The organism is Moritella sp. PE36 (genome assembly GCF_000170855.1).
Taxonomy (GTDB): domain Bacteria; phylum Pseudomonadota; class Gammaproteobacteria; order Enterobacterales; family Moritellaceae; genus Moritella.
This window is the reverse complement of record NZ_ABCQ01000032.1, coordinates 21,100-41,963: the sequence shown is the minus strand read 5'-3', so window position 1 is coordinate 41,963 and position 20,864 is coordinate 21,100. Positions and strand designations below refer to the sequence as shown.

At 38.4% G+C, this 20,864-nt stretch carries 18 protein-coding genes; 8 read left to right on the top strand and 10 right to left on the bottom strand.

Features of this window, described 5'->3' with window-relative positions:
* Window positions 1-55: 55 nt before the first annotated feature.
* From PE36_RS16035 to PE36_RS16010, 6 genes are all read left to right on the top strand, one after another.
* Window positions 56-517: a hypothetical protein gene (locus PE36_RS16035; RefSeq protein WP_006033093.1), complete on the top strand. Its 462-nt coding sequence runs from the start codon at window positions 56-58 to the stop codon at window positions 515-517.
* A gap of 1 nt (window position 518) precedes the next feature.
* Window positions 519-6,239, top strand: a complete 5,721-nt coding sequence (locus tag PE36_RS16030) for a hypothetical protein (RefSeq protein ID WP_006033092.1) — start codon at window positions 519-521, stop codon at window positions 6,237-6,239.
* 88 nt (window positions 6,240-6,327) lie between these two features.
* Window positions 6,328-6,630, top strand: coding sequence for a hypothetical protein (locus PE36_RS16025; RefSeq protein WP_006033091.1), 303 nt, complete (start codon window positions 6,328-6,330; stop codon window positions 6,628-6,630).
* Between the two features lie 9 nt (window positions 6,631-6,639).
* Window positions 6,640-7,056 (top strand): hypothetical protein, encoded by a 417-nt coding sequence (locus PE36_RS16020; protein ID WP_006033090.1) that lies wholly within the window; start codon window positions 6,640-6,642, stop codon window positions 7,054-7,056.
* Between the two features lie 9 nt (window positions 7,057-7,065).
* Window positions 7,066-8,670, top strand: a complete 1,605-nt coding sequence (locus PE36_RS16015; protein WP_006033089.1) for a hypothetical protein — start codon at window positions 7,066-7,068, stop codon at window positions 8,668-8,670.
* A 2-nt stretch (window positions 8,671-8,672) separates the two neighbouring features.
* A complete protein-coding gene (locus PE36_RS16010; RefSeq protein WP_006033088.1) occupies window positions 8,673-11,486 on the top strand; it encodes a hypothetical protein in 2,814 nt (937 codons plus the stop codon).
* Between the two features lie 152 nt (window positions 11,487-11,638).
* Here PE36_RS16010 and PE36_RS16005 read toward each other — a convergent pair whose 3' ends face one another.
* The 10 genes from PE36_RS16005 to PE36_RS15965 form a co-directional block, all read right to left on the bottom strand.
* Window positions 11,639-12,202 carry an outer membrane beta-barrel protein gene (locus tag PE36_RS16005; RefSeq protein WP_006033087.1) on the bottom strand — a complete coding sequence of 188 codons (564 nt, stop codon included), beginning with the start codon at window positions 12,200-12,202 and terminating at the stop codon, window positions 11,639-11,641.
* 252 nt (window positions 12,203-12,454) lie between these two features.
* Window positions 12,455-12,865: a hypothetical protein gene (locus PE36_RS16000; protein WP_006033086.1), complete on the bottom strand. Its 411-nt coding sequence runs from the start codon at window positions 12,863-12,865 to the stop codon at window positions 12,455-12,457.
* Entirely contained in the window at window positions 12,862-13,164 is a 303-nt protein-coding gene (locus PE36_RS15995; RefSeq protein WP_006033085.1) for a hypothetical protein, read from the bottom strand. The genes PE36_RS16000 and PE36_RS15995 overlap by 4 nt, the downstream gene beginning before the upstream one ends.
* 1 nt (window position 13,165) lies before the next feature.
* Window positions 13,166-13,432, bottom strand: coding sequence for a hypothetical protein (locus PE36_RS15990; protein WP_006033084.1), 267 nt, complete (start codon window positions 13,430-13,432; stop codon window positions 13,166-13,168).
* 10 nt (window positions 13,433-13,442) lie between these two features.
* Window positions 13,443-13,565 carry a hypothetical protein gene (locus PE36_RS24875; protein WP_006033083.1) on the bottom strand — a complete coding sequence of 41 codons (123 nt, stop codon included), beginning with the start codon at window positions 13,563-13,565 and terminating at the stop codon, window positions 13,443-13,445.
* A 96-nt stretch (window positions 13,566-13,661) separates the two neighbouring features.
* Entirely contained in the window at window positions 13,662-14,036 is a 375-nt protein-coding gene (locus tag PE36_RS15985; protein ID WP_006033082.1) for a hypothetical protein, read from the bottom strand.
* Window positions 14,037-14,050: 14 nt separating this feature from the next.
* Window positions 14,051-14,959: a hypothetical protein gene (locus PE36_RS15980; protein ID WP_006033081.1), complete on the bottom strand. Its 909-nt coding sequence runs from the start codon at window positions 14,957-14,959 to the stop codon at window positions 14,051-14,053.
* A gap of 89 nt (window positions 14,960-15,048) precedes the next feature.
* Window positions 15,049-15,801 (bottom strand): hypothetical protein, encoded by a 753-nt coding sequence (locus PE36_RS23790; RefSeq protein WP_052298098.1) that lies wholly within the window; start codon window positions 15,799-15,801, stop codon window positions 15,049-15,051.
* Window positions 15,802-15,933: 132 nt separating this feature from the next.
* Window positions 15,934-16,362 (bottom strand): hypothetical protein, encoded by a 429-nt coding sequence (locus PE36_RS15970; RefSeq protein ID WP_006033079.1) that lies wholly within the window; start codon window positions 16,360-16,362, stop codon window positions 15,934-15,936.
* Window positions 16,362-17,051, bottom strand: a complete 690-nt coding sequence (locus PE36_RS15965; RefSeq protein ID WP_006033078.1) for a division plane positioning ATPase MipZ — start codon at window positions 17,049-17,051, stop codon at window positions 16,362-16,364. Before PE36_RS15965 ends, PE36_RS15970 begins: the two co-directional genes overlap by 1 nt.
* A gap of 1,352 nt (window positions 17,052-18,403) precedes the next feature.
* On the opposite strand from PE36_RS15965, the gene PE36_RS15960 reads away from it, so the two are divergent.
* Entirely contained in the window at window positions 18,404-19,105 is a 702-nt protein-coding gene (locus tag PE36_RS15960) for a hypothetical protein (RefSeq protein ID WP_006033077.1), read from the top strand.
* Between the two features lie 125 nt (window positions 19,106-19,230).
* On the top strand, window positions 19,231-20,769 hold the full coding sequence (locus PE36_RS15955) for a recombinase family protein (RefSeq protein ID WP_006033076.1): 1,539 nt from the start codon (window positions 19,231-19,233) through the stop codon (window positions 20,767-20,769).
* Window positions 20,770-20,864: the final 95 nt, after the last annotated feature.

Genomic DNA, 20,864 nt, shown 5'->3' with positions numbered 1-20,864 from the left:
CCAGGCCGCTAAATTAGCGGCTTTTTTTATGCCTGAAATTCAACAAGGAGTTTAAATGGCTATCCAACGAGGCACGTTAAATTTTTCACATTATCGCGGTGACGCATACAAGATCCAATTTACAATTTTGGATTATGACGAGCAGACAGACGTTTATACACCTGTTGATATAACCAACTTCGATTTGTTAATGCAAATCAGGTTAACCGCCCAATCAGCGACAGTTATCTATGAGCCAGTTCTAGAGAAGACAGACGCAGCAAACGGTATTTTCCAGTGGGATATTAAACCAAGTATTTCAGAAGCGTTAGGAGTTCAGTCAGGCGTTTATGATATTCAGCTACGGACACAAGAAACTGACGAAGACACAGAGCAAGTAATAACATTTATGTCAGGTTCTTGGACAGGCCAAAATGATGTTAGCCGTGTTGCTGTTCCTAAATCTGTTGTAGTGATGAGTGATATGTCAGTAAACATGGCAATTGATAAAGCCAGAAAAGCAAAGCGAGGCTATTAATATGAGCACTGAAATTGTAGTTGATTTTATACACCCGCTTGACTCAAACATGGGTACAGTTGAAACATCGACACAGGTTGTTGTGGTGGAGGGTTTACAGCTTGTTAGTTTCTTAACTGGTTTACAGGATGTTGAATCATACGCTGGCAACGCTAATAAGTATTTAAAAGTTAATACAGCAGCAAACAGTACAACATGGGAAATCGTAACAGCCTCAGAGGTTGTAGTAACGCCATACGCAGACATTGAAGCCGTAACCGTACAAGCAGCATTAGAAGAACAGAAAGCAGATCAAGACGCGATTGAAGAACGCCTAACAGCAGAAGAAATCAAACCAGTATTTCCTATGACCGCAGACTTTGAAGCGCGTAGAGAATTACGCAAGCGCGAATATGCTGGTTCAGGTATGGCGGAGTGGGGTAAACATGCTAGTGCCACTGCATTTGAAAAAGTAAATCAAGGAATATGGACACTTGAATCTGCAACATATAACAACGCATTAAGAATAGGTCGAGGACAAAATTCAGTAAGTGGGGATTCAAGAACTCATGAGCCTATTGCTATTGTTGATGGTATCGAGCATCACATAGAAAACGTGGCTACTGGAAATGAAGATATATTTAACCTAGTACAATTCCCTGATGCACCAGACGGTACAAAAACACTTTCAGATACAGGTGCAGTTCATAAGTACACAGATAAAGCGGGCGTTGGCGAATTTTACGACGCGCTAACAGTAGACTATGACGGTTCTACTTATGCAGAGATTCCAACTTACAACATGGCCGTTGGTTCAAAGGTAAGTTTGAAAGTTAAACATACTGCACTTGATAATCAATATATTATTGATGCAGAAGCACCAAGAGCGTTTATCTATCTTACAAGTGGTGTTTATAATTTCGTTGGTTTCTCAGAACTAAAGATTAACGGAACAACAGTATTAAGTGGATCGTTCACACCAGTAACAGGTGTTGAATATCACATGGAAGCAATTTCTTCTGTTGCAACATCAATAGAACATATCGGCGTTAGATACTCATTAAATAACGAGAGAGTTCAGGGTGAAATATACGACATACAACTTCAAGATGATACGCTCCCGATACCTAGCCGTTGGTACAAGTCGTTAGAACATGGTGTAACAGGTGAAACGTTAGATACATCAGTATTACGTGATTACAATCATACAGCGTTACGTGATGGTTACATGCCTGATTATGATGGAACAGGTTATATTACTATTCCTGAATTCCCGTTAGCAGACAACATGAACATTAGTATGATTGTTAGACTTGATGATGTTAGTTCAGTCTATGCTTTTGGGCATCAGGAAACAGGTAGTAATGATTTCTATTTTGCATCACACCCATCTACAGGCGCTAACACTTTACAGTTCGTTATAGGCAATACTATTTTTGATTTTAATACGGCTATTACAGGACGTATTTACTTTTTTGGTATTAATATTACAAAGAATGTAGGTGCAAACTACACTGTTACAGGTACATGCAATCAACAGACTGTTACAGAAGTAAACGTAGACTTAAGTGCTCTTAATGGTTCGATTAGTAATTTTGCTTTAGGTGGATATGGTCATGGTGCTAGCCCTGCTATACGTTGGGACGGTGCAATCTTTGGTTTTGGTATCGAATATCCAGACGCACCAGATCTTAATCGCGTATACGGTTCTGTTTCACTTACTGATCCAACTGGCACACCTGATGAATTAGTTTTACATGACGGTGTAGGTTATGGTTCAGAAGATTGGACGCCTAGTTTCACTCCTAGTGCTGATGTAATCACTGTACCGCCTTTTACTGTATCAGGTGATTTTGATTACGAATTTACTTTTGTTACTGACATAGTTTCTGCTAATCAATTATCTGGTCAGTTAAACAGTTCAGCTTTGGGTAGACTGTATGCTGGCATTCGACCAGACGGTAGTGCTTGGTTTGGGTATGGCTCAGTCAATGAGATTATTGCAGGGTATAACATTCCCGCAGGTGAAACGAATGTATTTAAAATAGAGGCAAGAGGGGTTACAGCTAGTTGTTATATTAATGGTGTATTAGTTACTACTTTAACTAGTGCTGTACCAGTAACAGAACTTAATAATTTTGCTGTTGGTGCTGTTGGCGATATTTTTGCAAACCCTGATAACCATATGAACGGTTCTATAACAAACGTACGCCTAACAGACTTAACAAACCATGCTAACTCTAGACATTACCCGTTAGTAATTAATCAACCTACTCAGCCTACAACGTTAGTAGCCACTGATACGCTTTACGATAAAGACACAGCACCGTTTTATACTCCTGCTTATGGTATTAATAATACTTGCGGTGTAACTATACCAACATGGACACCATCAACAGATAATTCGTTTTCTGTTAAAGCAAGAATTGATTCATTCACTAGTACGTCATCGTACATTATTGAGGGAAGACTAACAGGTTCAGACCCAGTGCAAACATCACTATCTTATTCTAATACAGGTATTGTATCTGTTAGGGGTATTACTGAACTTACAGTAACACCACTTCATAACCCATTACAGACAGGTGTTGAATATACATTTACTGGTAAAATACCTGTTAATGGTTTCGTTAGTAGATTTGGTTATACATGGAATAGTTCAGCGGTACACAATGGTAAAATATGGGACATATCTTTAACAGATAACACAGACCCTACTAACTCACGTTTCTATGGAAGTATTGAATACAGTCCAGCGGGCGCGTTTAGTGGGACGGTGTTAGAAGCAAGTGAAGATTCAGCAGTGTTATCTGATACGTTTGCAACTGATTGGACTAGGAGCGCACAAGGGAGTATTTCTGGTAATACGTTAACAGTAACAAATGCAACATCTGGTATTCAAGCAGGATTAAGTACAAGAGCACTTGATATAAATGTACTAATAACAATTGAATTCTATGTTGATTCGTTCAGTGGTACAAATGCAGAGTTAATAGTATATCGTCAAGGTTCAGGTGATGGTTCTATCCAATTCGGTACTGCTAACGTAGGCACTACATTCTCTATAACGTTTAATGGTATGAATGACTTTGGCACTGATAATAGATTTTATTTCTCAGCAAACGACAACCAAACGTTTGAAATCTCTAATATCCGTATTTGGCAAGAAGTAGACGGTACTCTAGTTAACTTCCCTAGCGGCAACGAATGGCAATTATTGCAATCAGAAGAAGCACAATCAAACGGTGAATTAATCGGGTTTACAGGTGGATCAGAATGGGCGGCAGATTTGCCCGTGACAGATGGATCATTTATCGGATTCACGCAACCGTGGCATTACGTTACATCTAGTACAGACGGAACAATCGTAGGTACAACAGCACATAAGATCTCAAGTCTACAACCATCACAGAAAGCATTCTATGAATACGCTGATTACATGGGTAACGGTCACAACGTTATTACATCACGTAAAGATTTAGTATTCTTGGAAACGTGGCGCGAGAAGATTACAACCTTTGTTTGTCCGTTCGGTAACGTCCAATTTGGCGGTACTTCACATGATGGCGTTCCACTTGTACCAGTTACTAACTTTGTTGGTCAGGGGTATTCAGCGTTCGGTGAATGGGATATTTTAACCGTTGGCCGTGTTGCTGATTGGGTTGGTATGTCTGATACTCAGAAACTAACTTGGTCAAAGAACGAAAAGAATAATATTCATTACGATGAAAGTACTGATAGTTTCTACATGGAAAATTATCGTGTTAGAACGATTGAGGGTTTAGGTGATGATTGGCTAAAAGTTCGTGATAACGGAACTAGTGACGGTGCAAGACTTGCGTTTGATGGTTCACATAAAGTATTGCCGCAAGGTAAATTAGATACTTCTATCGAGTATGATAATACTAACTGTTTTGCTGCATCCGATTATGGAACTTGGAAGACAGAAGATAAAGGTTCGATGCACGTTTACCCTAAGTCTTATAATGATTCTATTGGTGAATCTACAGGTTACGCTTTACCTATCGCACTGGTTCAGAGACTTAATCAAGGTGCTTATCACCCTGTTTATAATCAAGGTGGATGTAGAAAGTGGAGAGATGGTTCTCCTACATTAAGTAATTCTGAATTCTGGTATCAGGATAAGTTTGCTGGTGCTGGTGAGTACTCAACCCCTAACGCATTCAAGATTTTACCTACTGGAATACCTACAGAAACGGCTGCAAGTTCAACATCTGGTTATATTGGCGCTTCTGCTGGTGATGGACGCTCTGATCAATATGATTTCTATGATGCTATCTACGCAGGTCAAGTTGAAGATTTACGCTTGAACGCCAATAAACTTGATTACAATCGTTTGTTAGAAGATGCTACACGTTCAGCGGTTGGTGGTACGACACGGGGATTAGGGAAAGTTCCGTTTACTAGAAATACTGGTAAATCAGTAACCACACTTTCAAGCGGAACATCTGGGTTTATTCCTATTGGAAAAGCCAGTCTAACTGGTAACTTCGATTGGATAACTGCAACAAATAATCTAACTCCTGATGAAGCGCATGGCTACATGATTATTAACGGTTCTGCATACGCCATAACAGGTGTAACAGTATCTGGTTCTGGTGGTATTAATGTTGGCTTCAATACTACCTACGTAGGAAATCCACCTATCTTTAATAATGTTGATGTTGTATTTGGCGATTATCTTTCGGCCTCTTACGACTCATTACCTTGGGTAGATATTATCGGTGATCCTGTTCGCATTGCGGCTACGTTCCCTGATGGTGTTGTCGGAATGTGGCAACCACAGATTCCAGATGGTTCTACTAAAGATTGGTTTATGAATCGTAAGGTTTCAGATTCTTCTCCTAACAGCAACAGATTGGTAGATACTGATGATAACGGTGTTACTTGGAGTGAGAAGCCATGGAGTAGTAGTTTTTCGTTTAATTCGACTGCTAACGGGTATACCAATGCAACACCAACAGGACGAGTTAGATTGCTTCATTACTCTAACCTATCAAACTTCACGGAGTCTGATACTAATCGAAAAGTTGAGGGGCAGTTGGGTGATGTAGTCGGTACACAGATAAACCTAATTGGTTATGGTAATAGGTTAGCACCGTCACTTATTAATAAGGTACTTACCAGTAGCCAAACTCCACCACTTTCTGTAAATAAGCGTGCAACACTTACACATACAGGAGAATTAACAACAAGTGGTATACTAATTGGCAATAGAACGTTACCGACACATAACCCGCTTGATTTAAATGCGCCTGATAACAACAGTCCAGCAGTTAAAGCGCTTCCTCACTTAGTTGAGAAAGATGGTTTGTTGTATGTTCAATATCATGGTTCAGAGTTGGCTTGGGCAACAACAGCAGCAACACCAACAGAGGTTGCAACTAGTGCTGCATTTTCATATGAGATAGGTAAATCATACTACTTAAATCATGCTGATTTTGGTGTTGTCAATCAAACATACTGGCAGTTTAAAGTAGACACCACAAATAACGCATCTCAGATTCTTGCGACACTAGACCACGTTGTTAACAATCCAAGTCTAAAAGGTGAAACTACAATTGCACGACTTTGGAACGGTTCAGGTTGGGGTGACAACCAGACTATTCCAATTGTGGATAACGAAAGTGTACGTGATGATCTTAACGGTAACAGTGTTAAGACGTTTACTCACACTGAGCAAATACCTGTAGGTATCGCAAATCAGAATAATACTCTGTAAAAGCTTTCCCAGGGACACACTTTTACAACACAAAATATCGGCCTCCTTAATTGGGGGCTTTTTTATACCTGAAATTCAAGGAATCAACATGGCTAACTTACGCGAATTAATTATCACAGCAAACGGCACATACGAAATTATCGAAGTATCACCACAAGGCCGCGAGCGTTTAAGCCTGGGCGGTGAATTTTCAGGTGCAACTATCACGCTATCACAATCATTAACAATCGGCGGCGTAACAGAGCCAGTGTCGGCAATCGTTGACGATCTAGCGGTTGTATCTAGCGCGGCAGATTACGAGCTATCAATTGGTAAAAAACGAAACTTGATTTTAGTTGTTACGGGATCAACTGGCGCGACTCGAATTGCTTGCGTTGCGGTTTCACTATAAGGAAATCACATGGCAATTTTAAGCGCAATAAAAACAACAATACAGCGAGTTATAAAACAAGCTATCAGTGCTACTGGTTTGTCGTTAGACCAGGTTTTAGTTTACCAGGAACGCTGCACAGACATTCCTGTTCACTCAGTTGATACGCAAATAACAAACATACACCTCGAATATAACGGCCTGTTCAGGCTTACCAGTACAGGTTCACACACAATGCTGTTGCCTACCCTGTTGCTTGAATCAGTAGGCACTCGCGTAATCGTATTCAATCCTAATTTCGTGACTGTAACAATCGTAGGTGACAGATCAGTTTCTATTGGTGATGAACATCAAACCACTGTTTCATCCCCATATTTTGAAATCGTAGTTGATCGCCAAGTCCAGGGAACAACATCAGGAAATTTCATCGTAATACCTCTGATCTAAGGATAATCAATGACTATTCAATCAACAACACAGAGGCGCTTTCGCGCCACTGGCGTTGATATTGTGGGTTATAACTCATATATAAACGACCGCGCAGGGGTTAGCGTAAACGATCATTTATTACCGCTTGGCTGGACAGGTGACTTCACACTAATCGAATACCTCAATGCTAAATCTGGAAATCCTGATGTAACAGGCGCTTCATGCTTATATCTAAACGATACGTCAGCCAGCGAAAACCCACAATTCCAGCAACCAATAGACGCACAGTTTATCAGCAAGATTTTTAATTTTGGCGGTGAGATTGTCATGGTTAATAAATGTGACCAATCAGAAGGTGACTCAATAACAGGATCTTGCGCTTGGACTTGGGGATGGGGTGACGCAGACGATCCCCGCGCCCCGCTTGCTTATTTTGCACCTAGCGTTGGATCAGGTGTAACAGGTACTTACATGGCATTACAAGGTGCTGATATTGAAGTTGTAGCAGGTGGTTACGTTGAATTCGATGCTGCTGGCATTTCTTCTAGCGTAACTAATAGCACATTCTTTTTAGGTGAAGCCGGTAACGGTGACGGTATTTTTGTATCGAATAATCCAAATAATCAAATGTCTATCAGGTTAGATGGCAGCGGTTCAAATGCTATAGCCTCAAGAAACACCGCTAACACCAGATATAAAATAGAGATATACGATGTTGGCGGGAATATGTTTGCCCGTATGAGTAAAAACAACGGCGCTTTTTCTGGCGGTGTAAACATGGGCGTACCATCAAGCGGATCGTTAAACATTAATAGACTGTTAGGCGGTATTTCAAGTTCTGGCAATAGATCTGGTTCACCGATAGCGATTATCAATCTAAACATTAAAGAAACCCCTACCTCAACTGTTAGATCATGGGATCTAAACCCTAATATATTTTCAGATACATTAAACGAAATAGATAACGGCGTTGATACTCCTCAAGAATGGATTATACAGAATTACGATGAGTCAAATTGGCTACGCGCAGGATCTAAAGGCCGTATGTTGATTTGGGGCGGCAATGACGGGACTAACTACGGTTGGAGCGTTTCAAATTCAACGCTAGCTGCAACCATGACAATTGATAATAACTTTCATGATGTGCGCGTATTAATCAAACCTAGTCCTGATGGCCTTAATTGGGGTGACGCTGCATTACGTGTGGATGGTGTTACAAGTTCTTATGAAAGCAACTGGGTAAACGCTGCCTCCAATTCAGAGTCAACGTGGTCAATTCAGTCGGGAAGCGGCGGCGGTGTAAATCGTAAATCGAAGCACATTTTAGCTCAGTTGAGCGCATATGAGGACAACCGCCATTACGACCTAAACGAATTGGGTTTTCACCACAACGCAATTACGGGAATCATTGGCCTTGCTGATGTGACCATTGATCTTGCAACCGCAGAATTATCAACAGACTGTTCGATATTCGAAATAGACCTACTGGAAGATACGCAAATAACCATTACCGGTATGGCTGGCCCTAACGTAATTGTTAACGAAAATAATGTAGGCGGCATTCGCAGAATTTACATGATCAAAGATCCCGTCACTTCTGAATTCACTATTATGCAATTACAAGGAGCGTAGATATGGCCTTAAAATCACAACACAAATTAAGATCTGAACCAATCGAAGTGCGAGAGTTAACCAGCTCGGGTTCAGCGGCTCTAATAGATCATGGATACATAGGTAACGGACGGTTCGAGCCTGTTCGTTATAACTTCGGAACGTCTAACACATACGGAAATTTTATATTCCCGTTGCCTGACGTGTTTTCAGGCTTTATTGAAATAACCGTTTCAGATTGGACCGTAAACACAGAGCAATACATTTTAGATAGTTCGAACGGATTAAATCTAATCAGATTAAATGCTGACAACTCAGTTTCAATGGCTATCAATGGTGAAGTGGTTACATGGTCTGCAATTCCTGAATTCAATGGTGATCAGATAACATTACACTTTGAACGAAATGACGCACAGTTATTAGTTTTATCGACTAGAACAATGTTAGGTAAATACATTGATCACCCAGACGCTAAAACAATACCTAACGCACCTTTCAGAGTTGAAACGGTAAGCACGATTCAGGGCGCTATTAAGCACTATTTTAATGGTGTTGATAACCATCTATTAAAAGTTTCAGGCGGCGATTGGAATTGGCGCGGAAATAATGCTGACTCTTATATTCAGTGGAAGACTGAGAAAATGTTAGTAGATACAAGCTGGCGTTCATTTCTTGGTAATTCAGATTCAAGCGGCAATGATGACGGTACTCATATTAGCTTTAGAATGAACGGAGCTAATTTAGAATTTCAAATTGGTTTTAGACAATCAGATAATAGAGCGCATTGGTCAATTGATCCAACAGGCATAAATTTTGATAAAGAAATTCAGTGGCAACTAAATAGAAAGCCGTCAGGTTTATACGAAATGGTAATTAATGGCGCTGTATATTCTACAACTGGTAGTAATACGGGTTTAGATATGCGTATTGATCAGGTCGGTTTTGCAAACGGATTCACTGGTACAAGCCGTTTTCAAGGTTTTATATGGGACGTTAACCACACAGGCACAGTTCATACACCTAATAATCAAGTTTTACTTATAGACGAGGGAACAGGCAACACTTGCGTATCAACTGGTAACTATGCGGGTAACTGGACAATTCAAAATACCGCAGAATGGAAAACATTAAGACAGTCATTTACTGGGACTATGATCGAATTGTATATGGGGCAACTTCATTGGTCTATGAATGAGGGAACGAATACACTAATCGAAGATCATCAAAACACTGGCCTTTCGATTGTTCTACAAGCCCCTAACTATGATGTAAATGATTGGGTTATCACAAATGACGGATCAACAATATATCACATAGATAATGATGGGGCTTTAGGTTCAGCGTTTGAAATGATTGATAACAACACTCTGTTAAACCCGTCAATTGTTACGCCTGTTTCTGAATCAGATATTAGTGACATATTAGAATTCGGCGGCGCTTTAAATTCTACATTCAGGTATGGAAACGCAGCGTTGCCGAATGGTCAAACGCATGGCAGTACCTCTATGAGTTATCGCGCTGATTGGGGCGTTGCGCCTAATATTCAATATCTCAACTGGAACGGCGTAGACCAAACAATTCAATATGAATTTGACTTAACTAATAGTGGTTTATTCGAGTTGTCATTTGACTGTTACATGATGGCCGATCCATCAATAGGCGACCCGCAACCTATTTGGGCATCAAACAGATCTAACCGTGATTCGTTTATGGGGTTCTTTCCAGTGGATGAGGGCAGCGGCCAGTTATATCAATTTTTCGTTATGAACCAGGGCGGATATTTTGGCGGCGGGACGTCTACTTTCTCATGTAACCTGGCAATGGGGAATTATAACGTTGTATATACCCAACCAGATCTAGGCGATTCTGCCCCAGGTCATTTAGTTGTTACTGATTTAGACACGTCAACAATCGTATTTGACGCTGATTCTAACAGCAATATTAGCGGTTCATTCGCTGGCATGAACTCTATAGGCCACGCAAGCGCACAACCTAACGGATCAGGTTTGCCCTGGACGCTAGCGAGTCACTTTGTCGGCTCAATCAAGAATTTCAGCCTAACCGAGAACAGCAGCAACATTATCAACGCGCCCATTAATGAGGCATCAGGTACATTAATCACTAATAATGGCACAGGGGGCGGTTTGCTTGCTGTTAACGATGATTGGACTATCTACGATCAACCAGAATATCACGGCTTACATGTTGAAACATTCGCCACTGCAAACGCAAACGAAGTTAGATTAGTGTTAAAGCGAGATCTATCAGACGGCGGTGACATTGAGGTTATTAAGGATTGGGACTTTACTGTTTATCATGATTGGGTATTGTTTATTGATTCCGATAATCAGGAAATTACAGCGCATTTAGATGGCGTTATAATTCCTGAATTTAGTATCCCCTGGTTTGTTTATAGCGGCGACAGCGTACAACATGATCCGTCCTATTCTGATACGTGCGGGATACCAATAGAAACAGGCAGCACCAAATACGTTAAGCAATTAGGTTTAAGTATCTTCACAGGTTCGAATGTTATCACTGTAACAAACGAAGACATGGTTCGTAACACGATTTTTAAACTGTCAGGATTGCGGGATATAATCTTTTTGTTACAACGCAATGATTCGCTCGCTGCTGGCGCTACGGTTACGTGGGAATCAACCTATCCTATAGACGTATTTATTATGCGAGAGGCTACAGAATCATTTGTATTAATAAATCTAGAAGGTACGACTCAGCCGCATTTTGGCACAAATAAAGGGACCATTCTTTGCGGGAATGTCGATTCTGTTGAGGGATATACGGCCTATTTCACAGTGGGCTTGAGGTCCACATAACAAAAAGCCCGCTTAAATGCGGGCTTAATTTATTTAATCTTAATCTTTGTTAGTTCGTTACAATTAACGCATTTCCATATTGAACAGTATGACCAGCGTTGTATCCATGTTCTTCGAACTCTTACAACTTCACGATCTTTGCAGCAATGCAATTAGAATGAAACTTTTAAGCCAATTTCAGAAAAGTCTAGGTTTGTATCGAACACTGTTACAACGCCAGTATTGAAGTAAATACCTACAGTGTCAGCAACTCGAAATTCAGCACCAACAAATAAACGTGTTAAAAATTCAGTGTCAGAAACAGTTGAATTACGACTTTCTATTTCATACATAAGAACACCAACAGACGCGCCAACATAAGGAATGAACGCAACATCCTCACCATTGAAAGAATAACCTATCTTAGTTTCTAGGTTGATAATCTTTTCTGAAATACCGCTTGGCGCATCAGATAGAGTCGAAAACTGGCCGCCTATCTGAGTATATAGCGCGTTCTTTTCGATTGATTGACCACCGACACCAAACGTTAAATATTCTACTGAGTCTTCGATCTCAATGTTAGAAACAGTTAGGTATATTTCTCTTTCTGCTGATTCCGCTTTTTCTTCAACTTGTGAAACTTCTTTAACTTGTGAAGATTGATTTCTAGTATCAGGCTTTGCAAATACTGATGATGACGCAAGAACGATTGATAGTGCTAATATTGTTTTTTTCATTTTTATTTTCTCAGTTTGATTTATTGATTTATTGATTTATTGATTATTTTAAATTAACTATTATTAAAAAAGTATTTCGTTTAGAACAAAAAAACCCGTAACGAAATAAATTGTAAAATTATTTTTAATGCTTAAATTTATTCTTGTTATAAAACAATGTAGGTGATATTGTCGCAATCATAATCTTCTATTTTATAGATGATTATGATTTATTGATTTAAGCCCGATGTTCTCAGCATTGGGCTTTTCAATTTAATGTTCAAATAATTCATTCAGCATAGGCGTTAAAATCTTAATTGATGGTGTCATGTATTTATCACCTGTAAACATGTTAGCTGGCTGTTGGAAATATAAACTACCTTTAACAACCCCATTAGCTTTAACCGTAACCCTTGCCTCTGCCAGTGGCGCGTGAAAATCAAAATAACGAAGCGCGGTGTAGGTAACAACAGCTTCACAATCTTCTCTATCAATAGAGTAGCCGTTGTCGTTAGCTGCTATCTTAATCCAAGTGCCTAACGGTATTTCAACTCTAATATTATCTTCAATACAAATAGAGCTTATGCCTGTTACTGGTGTAACTTCACTTATATTTGATTTAAAAGTTTTCGCGCAACCTGAAAGCGCAACCGCTGCTATTACTACTACTATTAATTTTTTCATTTTTTAAGATCTCTATGGTATCCGCAAACTATGCAGAATTTATTATCTATATCGCCCTGGCTGTAACTCTTACGGTCACACTTAGGGCAAGTGATGCTTTGCGCTTCATCGTTCCACTGTCCGCCTATCCTGGTTGAAAGCAATTCACCCTTTGCCGTTGCCTCGCGGATATAAATAACAGTATGTTTATTATCTGCGTTTCTAGCGGCTTTAGATTTTGCCTTTGATAAGTTTTCGGCAGTGTAAAACTCATCAAATTCTAGCTTAACTTTATTTTTAACAACTATGTCGAATTCCATTTTAAACCTCTAATATTTCTATTTTATACTCGTCTAGGATTAACTTTGCAGTAACCCAATGAATATAAGGTATTTGTCGCCGTCCGGCGCACCAGTGCTTTATATTCATAGCAGAGCCAGCGTTAGGCTTCATGCCGAATATACAGGCAACACCAGACCACCCTAGCCCGTACTTGGCCTTGATCGTATTCATAACCAGCGTAATTTCTTCGGGCGTTGGCTCTTTAACTTCTCTAGTCACAACACGACCATCAATCGTAATTTTCATTTAACCCTCTTTATTTACATTTAATCAACTCCATCTTTGCTGATTCAAAAAGACGCTCTGCAAACGCTGGGTTAATCTTCATCATGCTAATTGCACGATTCATTAAATTTTGTGCTTTCTCTAAATTTGTCATCTTATTCGCCTCGGCTTAATGCCTGTCTGTGTAGATGCGTCTAATATACTATGTCACCGTGACATAGTATAGTTTTATTTTAATTCAGTATGCTAATTAACCTTTCAGTTCCACAAGCAATCTTTTACGCTGTAAATCTGTTGGTATTTTGTGAATTTCAAAATATTCATCTTTAGATAGTTTTTTAGCTAATCTAGGTTCTAACCACTCTTTAAATACTTTCTTCTTCTCAATTATACGAACATCACCAATATTGAATATTTTATACTTTCCCTTTTTCTTTGGCTTGCCTAACCACTGCTCTATAGCCTTATCAGTCCATAACCTATCTGATTTCAATCGCCACACGGTTATAAATTGTAAGTCCCATATTTCGCGCTGATCTCTAAATTGCTGATCTCGCATATCTCTAAAATCATCTTTTTCTTTTTGGCTAAATACAAATTTTCTATGTCCTATAAAATAACCCATCGTAACCCCTATAATTAAGCATATTTCCACCCGTTCCCATTTCTAGCCAATACCCCTGCCTCGCCTAACTCTGACAATACCGCACTAATGCGCCCGTTGCTAATGCCGTTAAACGCGGCTCTGACACCTCGCACACTTGGCTTAACTACCTTTACAATAACGGCCTCTTTTATTTCCTGTTCTACGTTCTGTTTAGCCATGAATGTAATTTGTTGTTTAACTGGTTCAGCCTCGCGTACCACCTCAACCGTTGCCAAACCTGGCGCGGACGGGGTACGTGTAACGCCCTGTTTCTTATTGTCCTGCGGTGTAACGTTAGGGACGCTTGACGATAAAAGGCTAATTGCAATCGTTGTCGATACAGTTAACAGTTCGATTATCACGGCTGATGCAATCGCAATATATTCGCCGTATAGGTCAGCTATGCTGTCAGTTTTTAATGATGCCCGATCACCAATTAACTCAGATATATTGTTTTCAATATTAACAGCCTGGTCGTTTAGTTGTGATCGCTTGGTGATGTAGTCAAAGGGTAGGGATCTAGCCTGGCTTCGAATCTCATAAGCCTGGACGGTTAACAGGTCTATTTGTTGATTAATCGCTAGAAACTCGGCTGATTGTTTACGATTCTCATCAAAACCAGCATCAACGGCAATAAATGACGCTGTAAAGCTCATAGCGACAAGCATTAAACCTATTGAAGATAACGCATAACCTCGAATGTTTTTGTTTGTCTTGAACGCATACAGAGCGACCATCGGAAGAAAGAATTTAATAAATTCGAATAATACGCCGATTTTTCCCAGGGTAGGGGATAGGCTGGACATAAACTGATATGTAAGCGTTGCGCTATAATAAGCAACAGCAGCGCCAGTAATAAATATTAATGCTTTTAAAAAATTCGTGTTGTGTGTATTATTCATTTTGTTAATTGTCCATCAGATTATTAACGGTACACGCGCAAGGATTGCGCCGATTAGCCCGCGAGTCTGTTCACTTGCGGGCTTTTTTGTTATTTATTTCGTTTCTTTCGTTTATTACCAACTCGAACGTTCATTTCATTTAAGTTTTCTATTCGCGTTAGCCAGATGCAATGATCAGGAGAATAAAACTTATTTCCAATTTTAACGCTATCCTTATCTAAGCAGTATAGTTTTCCGTCTTTCGGGTATGTCTCGTTAAACCACTTTAAGAAGTTTTCAAAACATAGCCACTCTTTACACACTAACGCACCTTTATACGTTGGTTGCCTGTTTTGCGTTGCCTTGTCATAGCAACGTTCTATCATCTTCTGCCAAGCCTTATAAGCTCGCGTGTCTTTTATTTTTTTATGATCCCACGCTGCGCCTTTGGGTATTACGCCAATACAAGCAACGCCACAAACAATCTTTTCATATGGATCTTTAATGCTGCCATTTCTTACATGATAAGCCTTTACAAATGTCTCGAATCCAGTATTTAAAAACTTAATCCTTATTCTTCCACTGCTTACATATTCTAAAATTTCAAACTTTCCATAACGCTTTGAATCAAAAATATTGCCGACTTGAATATCATTTGGGACTCTAACCCCTAATCCTTTTGGATTACTCGGATCAGTAACCCTGCCTTTACGCAGAGATTGAGAGAAAGTTGTTCTAACAATCCCAGAATCAATAAATTTAACAATAACTTCCGTTGCAGATTTGTATTGCAACAACTTAGCTATTCCGTGATTAGTTTTAAACTCGCTACCGATCAACATGTCTTTCGGTGTTCTATCCATAAAAAAAAGCCTCAATCCAAAAGATGAGGCTATTATTACCGTTAGCATGGTAAATGTCAACAATAACGAGATTGCAACATACTACAAACACACTAACTTAGTATGATTATAGTATGTTTGTAGCACTGCATATCAACCTTTTACTATTTCTTCACCATCATTTTTAGATGCTATCTCAAGCATTTTTTCTTCTATAAGCTCATTTATCAAATGAACTATCATTCCGTTTCTAGTTCTTCCGTCTTTAGCTGCTATGTAATCTAACCATTTACCGTGATGCTCACTTAATCTACATTCAAACTTGAAACCAGCATTACCATCTTGAGGTTTTATTTCGCCTTTGGTATTTGCTCTTGGTCTAGGATCAACATAAACATCGTTTAAATCCTGTTCCCATATTGGCAAGTCTGCAATTTTTACAGTTTTACCACCATCAGCAGACGACATATTAACCTGTCGATCTCCTTCTGTTTTTTTTAGGTGTTCAGCTATTGGATCAATGTGCTTATGTTCTTGTGAAGATTTATCATCACTAGGTCTATCTCTTTTTTTTACTGCCATTAGTCAGCCTTTAATATTTCTTTAATAAAATTATTACACTCAATAATTCCTTTTGAGTCATTCATTTCAATTACGCCTTTACCCTCACTGGCAGAATGTCTGTAAACAACCCTTTCTTTTACTACATTTTTCAAAACTGTCATTTCGTCATAATCTTCTGCATATTCTCTAGCTTCTATGACTTCTTTAGAATTTGCATTAGTAGGGCATTGAGTAAACAATATATGAGCGGATAGATCATTAGGGTTAATCTTTTTAGATCTTCTTATTGCTCTATCCATTGTTTCCAATGTATCTAAATCGACTTGGCTAGGCCTTATGCTTACAATTGCTTTGTGTGAGATAGCAAGTGCAGAGTATATTTCTGGCGCATCACGGCCAGCAGTATCAACAATTACATAATCAAAAATCTTGCTCATATCATGAAGCGTTGCCGCTATATCATCATAAATTTGAATTATAGTTGGTTGAGGTAAATCTTTTTCTAGCTTTCTATCCTGCCCCCACCTTGCAAGCGTACCCTGCCTATCTGCATCAACTAAGCAAACGGTTCTCCCACTCTGAAGAAGAAATGATATTAACTGCATCGCAGTTGAAGATTTACTAGATCCACCTTTTTGAGAGATGATAGCAATAATGTTTTTTGATTTCTTTTCGCCTCTAATAGCGACTTTTTCTATGTTAGACATTCGATCTCCATCACAAATATATTAAATGTAGCATGTTTTACACGCTGAAAGCATACTACAAACATACTACAAACACACTACATTTCAAATAAAATTCACAGAAACATAACAGTTAATGATTGTAGCATGTGTAACACGCTATCTCAGTATGTTTGTAGTATGTTTGTTAGGCTTGGTGAAATAAAGATCTTGATCTGATCGGAAATGATCTATAGAGTGAGTTTCGAAGTCGAAAAAAAAGCCGACTCGTTAGAATCAGCTTTTCTTTTCAATCATTTTTATCATTCAAATAACTCTATCTTGGCGGACTGGTTTATTTGAATGAATGTAAGAACGTCAGGGAAAATAAACGTTTTCGTACTCCTTAATTATATAGGACACTTCGAAAAAATTCCAATTTATTTTTCCCTGCCTTAACTTGTTTATATGTCCGATCGCCATTCGGGGTAAATATCGTGCTAGCTGGATAACCAAACCCAGAGCGATACCCAGATGGATGCCAACGAGGGTTTAAAATCCCCGCTTGATTTCACGGTTCGACAAGTTGAGTTTTAAAGTCAGCTAGAACGCGATGCTATAGGCCACGGCTAAAGCGGAGTGAAAAGCTAGTTAAGCTGACCAGTTAGGGTAATTTAAGCGAGTAGCTACGCCAGGATGTTTGCGCGGTCTGTAATGAGTCGCCCCTGGTAGGTATGTTAAGAAATACTATACGATGACCTTAAAGCATGTGGGACTGACTTAAATCTTTAATTAGATTAATACCACAACCTCCTCCTACGCCTTGAAAGCATTTAATGATGCTACGGGCTAGGGGGTATTGTATGCTGCGCAAGCCTTACAACACACACATTGAACTTAATCACTTGGTTTTATGTTTAGGACGCTGACCGCGAGGCAGCCCTTACAGTTTTTACAAAAAGCCGTAAAAGCTTTCAGTGCTAATCATCTAATATCCATAATAATAATCATTCTCAGCTAACAAAATAGGTACTAGACTGCCTGAGAGTGTCGTGATTAGCGTGTCTTTGCTAATCTAGGCGACACGGTTTAGGCAGGATGCAAGCGGAGCGCGTTAGTATTAAATGGGTATTGACACTATATATTTTATAAGTATGTATAGTCTTTTTTTTATAAATCATAGTCATACGTTATATACATGACATTTGATCAGATTGTGTCACTATTACGATCAGATAGTGATCACATTTTATGAGCTGGTATAGCTTATTATCTGATCGCTTATCAGATCACATTCTATACATAATGCAGTTAAGTCGATTATTTTGCTTAATTTTTTGCGTATGTGTCACAAATTCTCTATGGTGCTTTCAACTAACACCCACTGAGTAAAAATGATGATTGAAGTAAGACCAGCAATTTCGACAATATTTAGAGAAGCAGTATTGTTATCAGGCGACCAGCTAACTAGCATATTTACCAAGTTTGATAAGTCACAGCTTGAACACTTCAAAACCTCTATAGACTCAGCTCAGAATAAAAACACTGATATAGAAACCGTAAGAGATATGCTTAAAACTCTAGGCTTATCAATTGGAGATATATCATCTGATATAGTTACCACAGAAGCCCCAAAGGTTGACGCTCTATCTGCTCACATAGCAAAGACAAAGCTAACACCTACCAGAAAGCCATACGCTAAAGCTAAAACGATACTAGAAAAATTCGAAATCGGCGGTAAGGCACTTAATATGCATAACAATGGTATATCTAACAAAGAGATAGAGGTTAAATTAAATATAAATGCCTCATTACTTCATTATTCTAAATCTTTTTTTAAAGCCGCATCAAAATTAAATAATACATTTTCAATTGAAACTAAAAAAATAGAGATTGGGAAAGGCGTTAATTTTGAAAATTCTATTAAGTTAATTCAAGCAGTTAACTCTGATTCACTTAGAAAACTAAATTGTAATGATGAGTATAGAGTTGCAGAATTCAAGACATTCAGAGCTGTTCTAATTGAAAAGTCTGGATTACCTGCCAAATTAAAGCTAATGACTCACGAATCTTATAATAAATTTATAACTCAGTAAGGCTTTATAATTGATAAGATTTTGACATATTATGACGTTGCTGTTCCGATAGTTGAGGTAAACCATTTTTAATAACAAAGTTAATGTGTTATACATAGACCATGATATTTAAATGAGTCCACAACATGACAGACTGCAACGTTATTTTATATAGATATTTTATAGATAGTTCTAAAATATCTAAGAAAGAATCAAAATGGGTTAAAGATAATAACGCCAATATAATAAATATAGATATAAATAAAAGCAGATTCTTTATAGATTCAATTTCAGATATAAAAAGGCTAGTTTTCCAGGGCAAGCTTGGAGCACTTTCTGATGAATCAACACTATCTAAACCTATCGTATTGTTATTCGGGGATATTAACGAAATAGATAGAGAGAACGTCCATAATTTTTATGCTGACATATATTTACTTATGAGCCTTGGAATTAACATGGCTACCACAGATTGCGATCATATTTATACTAAAGATGAACCGAATGCTATCCATAATCTAATTTTTAAATTTATTGAATTATGGGAAGCAAAGAAATCATCACTAAAAAAATCTAATTCAGCCGCAAAAGTTTGGAGTGTAAAAAGGGAATTAATAGAAAGCGGTGAAACTCCAAAACTTAAAAGTCCTGCCTGGTTTACCTATGACGAACAGAACAAGAAATATATATTAAATGATTTATCAAAATCAGTTAAGTTATGTTTTGAAAAGTACCTCGATAATAAATCAATGTCTGCAACTGCAAGACTGTTAAATGATATGAACATTAACACCCTTGGATCTGCTAAGAAATGGGGTCAAACATCAGTTAGGCAAATATTAGTTAACAAGGCAACTTATGGCCTATTAGACGTTAGAACGTTCCAGCACGAAGACTTTTACCCTGGCGTAATATCCAAAGACACCTTTTATTTAACCCAGGCAGAGATTAAAAGGCGCAACTCTACTAACTCAGATCCGATACTATCAAATCTAAAAACATCAAATATCCTTACTAAAATTGCTAAATGCGGCGTTTGCGGCATGAACCTCTATCTGCATGGAAAAAAGCAATATCCAGCAAGCGGAGAGATCCAGGACTACAGATATTTAACATGCTCTAGCCGAAAGTATAATAATGAAAAATGTAAGCTTCCTAGCTTTCGTTATAAGTACGTTGAGGCCATCGTTATCGTTGTTGCTGGACTGCTTGAGAACATGCCACACGAACACGAAGCTGTAGAGCGCGTTGCTTACCTTAGGGGTACGCTAGGATCATTGAAGAACGACAAAGCAGCCCTAGAAATTAAGATCGAACAGTTAGCGGATCTAATATCTGAAATTGGTATTGATATTATTAAAGATAAAATAAAATCATTAAACGTAGATTTAGAAAATATTAACAACAAAATATATAAGACGCTTGAGGATATATCGACCATTAATAAGTTTGGCGGTATAGAGGGCGCGTATAAAAAAATTAGCGAACTGTCTAAAGATCTATCTAATGACGATAACCGCGCAGAATTCATTATTAATCTGTCAACTATATTAGACGTTTGTGATTTTAATCAAGATGGTTCTATCTTTATGAAATCAATGAATAACGATATATTTATTAATCAAACTAAAGGTGAGGTTATAATTAAAATGCCTCATGTAGATGTAACTCTCGATATATCTTAAAAAAAATACTTGATTGAACACCGATAATCGGAGTAGTCTGTTTGCGAACTTACGGATTAGGTGTTCTTTTAAAATATGGATTGTTTCTCAAAAAA